The sequence below is a fragment of the Gardnerella lacydonensis genome (assembly GCF_048545055.1).
GTDB lineage: Bacteria > Actinomycetota > Actinomycetes > Actinomycetales > Bifidobacteriaceae > Bifidobacterium > Bifidobacterium vaginale_C.
In genome coordinates this window covers 1-5,116 of sequence record NZ_JBKQXT010000005.1, presented here as the reverse complement: position 1 = coordinate 5,116, position 5,116 = coordinate 1, and the positions used below count along the sequence as shown (strand labels likewise).

Here is a 5,116-nt window from a genome sequence, read left to right as displayed (position 1 = left end):
GTTCCTGTTTTACCAGTTTTTTCGTTGCTCTCGGTACCGTTCTTAGAGTTTTTAGCGGTTACATCACTCTTGTCTTTGACTTTGTCTGCTGGAATAGTGACTTTACCAGTGGCTTTATCAACGGTTACGCCTGTTGGAATGTCTTTACCAGTCCAGTTTCCGTCATTGTCTTTCTTGACAGTGATGGTCTTCGGGTTGGTTTCATTTTCTGGCGTATAAGTGATTACCAGAGTATCAGTACCGTCTGCTGGTGTTACCTCAACAGAACCATCATTTTGAGGCGTGACGGTTGGAGCCTTTGGCTTCACGGTTATGGTTAGAGTTGTGGAGCCGGTGTTTCCTGCCGAGTCTTTTACAGTGAAGGTTATAGTATGTGTGCCAACTTCCTTCGGCTGCATGTTCTTAACAGTAAGATCAAAATCCTTTTCTTTATCAGTATTAGTTGTTTGACTTGACTTTATTCGAGATGAGAGTTCATTAACGTCAAGACCTAAACCTTGCTGCAAAGCTTGTGCATTAGGTACGTCGTCAACCTTCACATCATCTTTAGCAACAATGTGAATCTTCAGATCTTGCCCAACTGCTACAGATGATGACTCGGCAGTAGCAGTGATAGTTGGTTTTTCATTATCCTTAGGCGCAGTAGCTTGTTTTTTATCACTGCTGTCTGAAGTTATTTCAAATCCTGGAGTTGTTGTTTTAGAAGTCTTTTCTTCAAGCTTCTTTACAGTCGTTGTTGCATACACGTCGCCTGCGGGAATTCCATCCTTAACAGTAATATCCGCTTTACCATTGTTAATCGTTGTAGTAGAGCCGATTTCATTGCCATTTTTATCAAACAGTTTAACTGTTGTAGTAACTTTAGCGCCAGTAGGAATGCCGCTTCCAACAGATACTGTTACTTTCTGCCCTTTCTTTCCAGCAAGATCAGTCAGATCAGTGTCGATAACTGGCTTCTTTGGTTTAACATTGATGGTTACATTTGCAAAACTCTTGGACTTATCGGAGTATTCTCCCTTAATCTTTTTTTCATAGGTGAATACGCCAACTGTATCAGTTTTTGGAGCAGGGCCGTTCCACCTTAAGTCCGGCTGCTTTTCAAGCTTGTTGCCGTCTTTAATCTCAACAAGTTTTGTCAATTTCGGTAATTGATCACCAACGGTAACATCAATGGTTTTACCGGTAATAGGATGTTCGTCAGCAAGTGTAGTAACTGTAACTTTAACTTTGCGTGTGGTAACGTTGCCAGAGCCATCCTCGGAAGTAATAGTTACTTCCTTGCCGTTCATTTTTTTAGTAACTTTGATGTCGCCTGATGGAAGCGGTTTCTTTTCACTTCCATCGCCTTGCGTGACTGTAGGATTTTTTGTTAAACCAGAAATACTAAACTTCTCAATATAACCCTTGTCATCGGTGGTAGTGAAGCTTAGTTTATCGTTTTGATAAAGTTTAATGGTCTGATTGTCAGTTATTTCATTGCCATTGTAATAAATTTTTGGCGCTATGCTGTCATCCTTGTGGCGCTGTAAGTTTTTTTCATCAGATTCTGGATCTCGTCCAGAAATCCACGCGTAGGACGAGCTTGTTGTGCTTCCATATGTTGCAGAATCTGCCCAAGTCCAAGCATTATGTATATTAGCGTACTTTTCATCATAAGTTGTAGCTTTTTCGTTAATTGCTGTATCGTTAAGCTTTACTGCGGCATGCATATGGAATGCAAGATTTACTTCTGAAGTTTGAATACCTATTCCATAATTCTTACCATTATATGGGTAATCTAGCCAAGTTGCTTTACCAATAGCGTAATCATTGTGATTCTCATGGAATAGATTGCTCATATCTTTTTCATATTTTGTCTGATTCGGTCCTAAAGTATAAGAGAAGCTTGAAGACTTATTACTACTGCCACCGAAATTTTTTTCATGATCATTTGGGAAGTTTATAGTTGTTGACTGATTGTCTACTTTTTCAAACTTGGCAAAATCGCGCGAAAGAGTAAAGTTCATCTTGCGTTTTATTTTGTCATTTTGTGATGCATCTTTAAGTTTGTAAGCGTCAAAACGTAAGTCGCGAATTGTGTCACTCGCATACGAACCATTGGAATTTAACTTAGCAATTTGGTACGGTACTTGCCATATATACCATTGCCTGTTTGAGAGATTTACCATTGATTGAGCATCATTGTTGAAGAATACGTCGAATACGAGATATTTAGCGCCATCTATTGTTTCGATATGTGCATACATATCTGTTTTTTTAATCAGAGTATTGTACTCATCGCTACCATGCTCGTTGGAATTAAATGTCGTTTTATCTTTATTTTCATCATTAGTAGAGCGATAACGCTGGAACTCAAGAATACTAGGAGTCTTAAGCCATTCTGGATTATTAACAACCACATCAGCTTCACGATCTTTATACACAACGCCTGTGCTATTCGTAAGATTTCTAACTACTCCAGCCTGTGTTGGTGTAGAAAGTGGTGTGCGCGCCGTAACAGCCATGGCAGGCTGGCTGCCTAAGCAGGTTGCTGCTGTCAGTAAAGCAGCCATTGTTGCTAACGGAAGCGTGTGTACTTTGTGTGCAGGACGCTTTCTAGAAGATTTTGATGATGTATGTTTTGAAGGATTAGTGGTAGTCATAACAATCTCCTTAATTTTCCCTAATCTTTAACGAATTTTTAAACAAATAAATAGAACGAATTCTATGACAAATCTCTCCAATGCCAGTAATAAAGCTCTCTATTTAAACGGGTACATTTAAAATTCTATCATTTTTTGTTATTTTTTCATAATATTTTTCAGTTTGAAATTAGTTTAGACTGTAAAATTTCCTACGGGGGGGGGGTGCTCTAAATGAAAATTTCTTGCTAAATGTTATAACAATATAATTTTTAATAAAATTTCTTATTATTTTCGTAATCTGTAATACGTCTTATGGTGTGTTGCAGATATGTGATTGGGTATTTTCTAAACAAATGTTGTAGTTTATTACATCACTATAATTTTGATACTAAATCGTTTAGTGCTTTGTCGAATTCAGACATTCTGTTTTCTTGATTAAAGAATGGGAGACCTATAATCTTGTATCCTCTTCCTAGAATATCGTTAATCTTGTAGTTGTTTTTAATCTGCCCTAAGAATTTTTCTTTCCACTCATCTTCAAATAAAAGTTGACTACCTTTAGGCTCAACATATGCTTGATATGTTTTAACATCCTCATACTCTTTCTCACGAATAAAGAGCAAGAAATCAGGCTATCAAGCCAATCTTAAACCTTTTAACGATAGCTCGCTTCTATTGCTAAAAGGTGCATTTACTTTGCCTACGCATCTGTTTATGTATGGAAATAAAATCCTGTGGATTATCGGATGATTTTTAGTTACAATTATTTTATAGGCTGCAGATCTGCATTCTTTGCTCATAATTTACATCCCGTCAGTTTTATTAGACTCAAAGATGATTTGTACTCCGAGATGAATGAATATTGGGCAGATGATAGTGAATAACAGAGTGAAGATTGAACATGAGAATCGTAACCGCAATTAGGTAAAGATTAAGTTGTAGAGGAGGCGTAAATGAAGCATATCAAGCATTATGCTTTTTTGACTGTGGTAGTTTGTCTTATATCACTTATTTCAGGCTGTAAGAGTCAGAATAGTTTTAGCGATAATAATAGAGAAGTAAAAACAGAAAATCAAAAGTCTGCAAGAAATGAAGGAAATTCAGAAAATAATGAAGATGTTGACTGGAAAGAGGTAAGTAAAAATGGTGTTGATGAAACTTTGCTCATAGAAAACATAGATGAAAAGGTTCTCACGTATGTGGCTAAACAGTTACAAAATCTATGCGATGAGATTGGTGAAAAGGGGCGCAAAGATAAGTTCTATTGGCTGACAGGACAATGGTATAACGATGTAATGTATTCTAAACAATATATTAGTGTCATATTATTAGGTAAAAAGGCAATGAAACCATTGTTCCTAATAATATATAAAAGCAAAGAGGCTGGAATGTATGAATGGGTTTGTAGTAAAGCTTTAGATGAAATATCTGGGTTCGATTTCTCGGGATTAAACAATGGTGCGGGCTGGAGTAATTCTAGAGAATTTTTAAAGGCATTTACCGATAAAATTATTGAACAAAAAAATTAACAACTCTCTGTTTCTAATTGTCTTGGATGTTTACACTCCTACAATATTCCCAATATTAACTTTCATTCTGCAATGAGCATTAAGGCTATTTTGTTGTCGAGTGATTATTAATTTAGTTGTTTATGTTTTGGGGAACAAAATGGTGTAAAAATTGTAAAAAAGTTCCCTACATTATTTGATTTCTCATGGTAGGGGCTTGTTGGTTATTCCAGAAAATAAGGTTCCTGAGTTTAAGAAGTTGCTTGTTGAGTATTATGAGGGTGAAGATTTGCATGTGATTGCTTCGTTTATGAGGGAATATTGTTGTAGGCATTAAACGCGCGCGATGATATTGGTTCTTCTGTTTATGCGAATCTTGCTGTTTAGGAAAGAGTATAGTTTGCTAGTAAATGAAGAAATTAGTGTCGATAGTCTAGACAAATTAATAAAAAAAAATAGAATATTTATTAAGATTATTAAAGTAATCAGATTGAATGTTAGATCTTGTTTACTTAATAGTCTGTTTTATAATCATTTGATACAGAGTCGTGTTAACGAAAAGGAGGCTAGTAGTGTTATGAGGAGTAAAACTATTTTTTGTAAAAACATTTTTCAAAGTTGTCTTGTTATGCTTCTGCTGCTAGGTTCTCTATTTTCTCTTTCTGCATGTGCTGATGATGAGGAGAAGGCGGAGCTTGCGTCGTATCGTTGGGAAACGGTAGCGGTGTCTCGGGAAGAATATCGCCTACCAGACGATTACATGAATAAGGATGAGTTGTATCTCTTTGTGTCACGAGATATTCTTGATTCTCATTATGATTTGTCTAAAGTCACTCTTGGAGATAAGTGTATTAAGTTAGTTGACTCACAGTTTAATTTACCTGGTCCAGGGCTTAAAGCTTTATTTTTAGTTGGTAAATTTGATTTAAAAGACAAGCCAAGCTCTAATGTTCTTAAAGTACCAGGGATTAATAAAATAGGTAA

Annotated in this window: 3 protein-coding genes and 1 pseudogene; 2 read left to right on the top strand and 2 right to left on the bottom strand. The window is 36.2% G+C overall.

All coding sequences use genetic code 11. The annotated features are described in order from the left end of the window. A partial coding sequence (locus ACJV45_RS05660; protein WP_419397850.1) for an HYR domain-containing protein occupies nt 1–2,642 on the bottom strand: 2,642 nt, incomplete at its 3' end. A 356-nt stretch (nt 2,643–2,998) separates the two neighbouring features. Then, complete coding sequence (locus ACJV45_RS05655) at nt 2,999–3,247, bottom strand: hypothetical protein (protein WP_419397849.1); 249 nt, start codon at nt 3,245–3,247, stop codon at nt 2,999–3,001. Between the two features lie 330 nt (nt 3,248–3,577). Here ACJV45_RS05655 and ACJV45_RS05650 point away from each other — a divergent pair, with 330 nt between their 5' ends. Both ACJV45_RS05650 and ACJV45_RS05645 read left to right on the top strand, forming a co-directional pair. Next, the gene (locus ACJV45_RS05650) at nt 3,578–4,153 is read left to right on the top strand and encodes a hypothetical protein (RefSeq protein ID WP_419397848.1); all 576 of its coding nucleotides are present in this window, start codon (nt 3,578–3,580) and stop codon (nt 4,151–4,153) included. 556 nt (nt 4,154–4,709) lie between these two features. Next, nucleotides 4,710–5,116: pseudogene (locus ACJV45_RS05645) on the top strand (hypothetical protein); the annotation flags it as partial.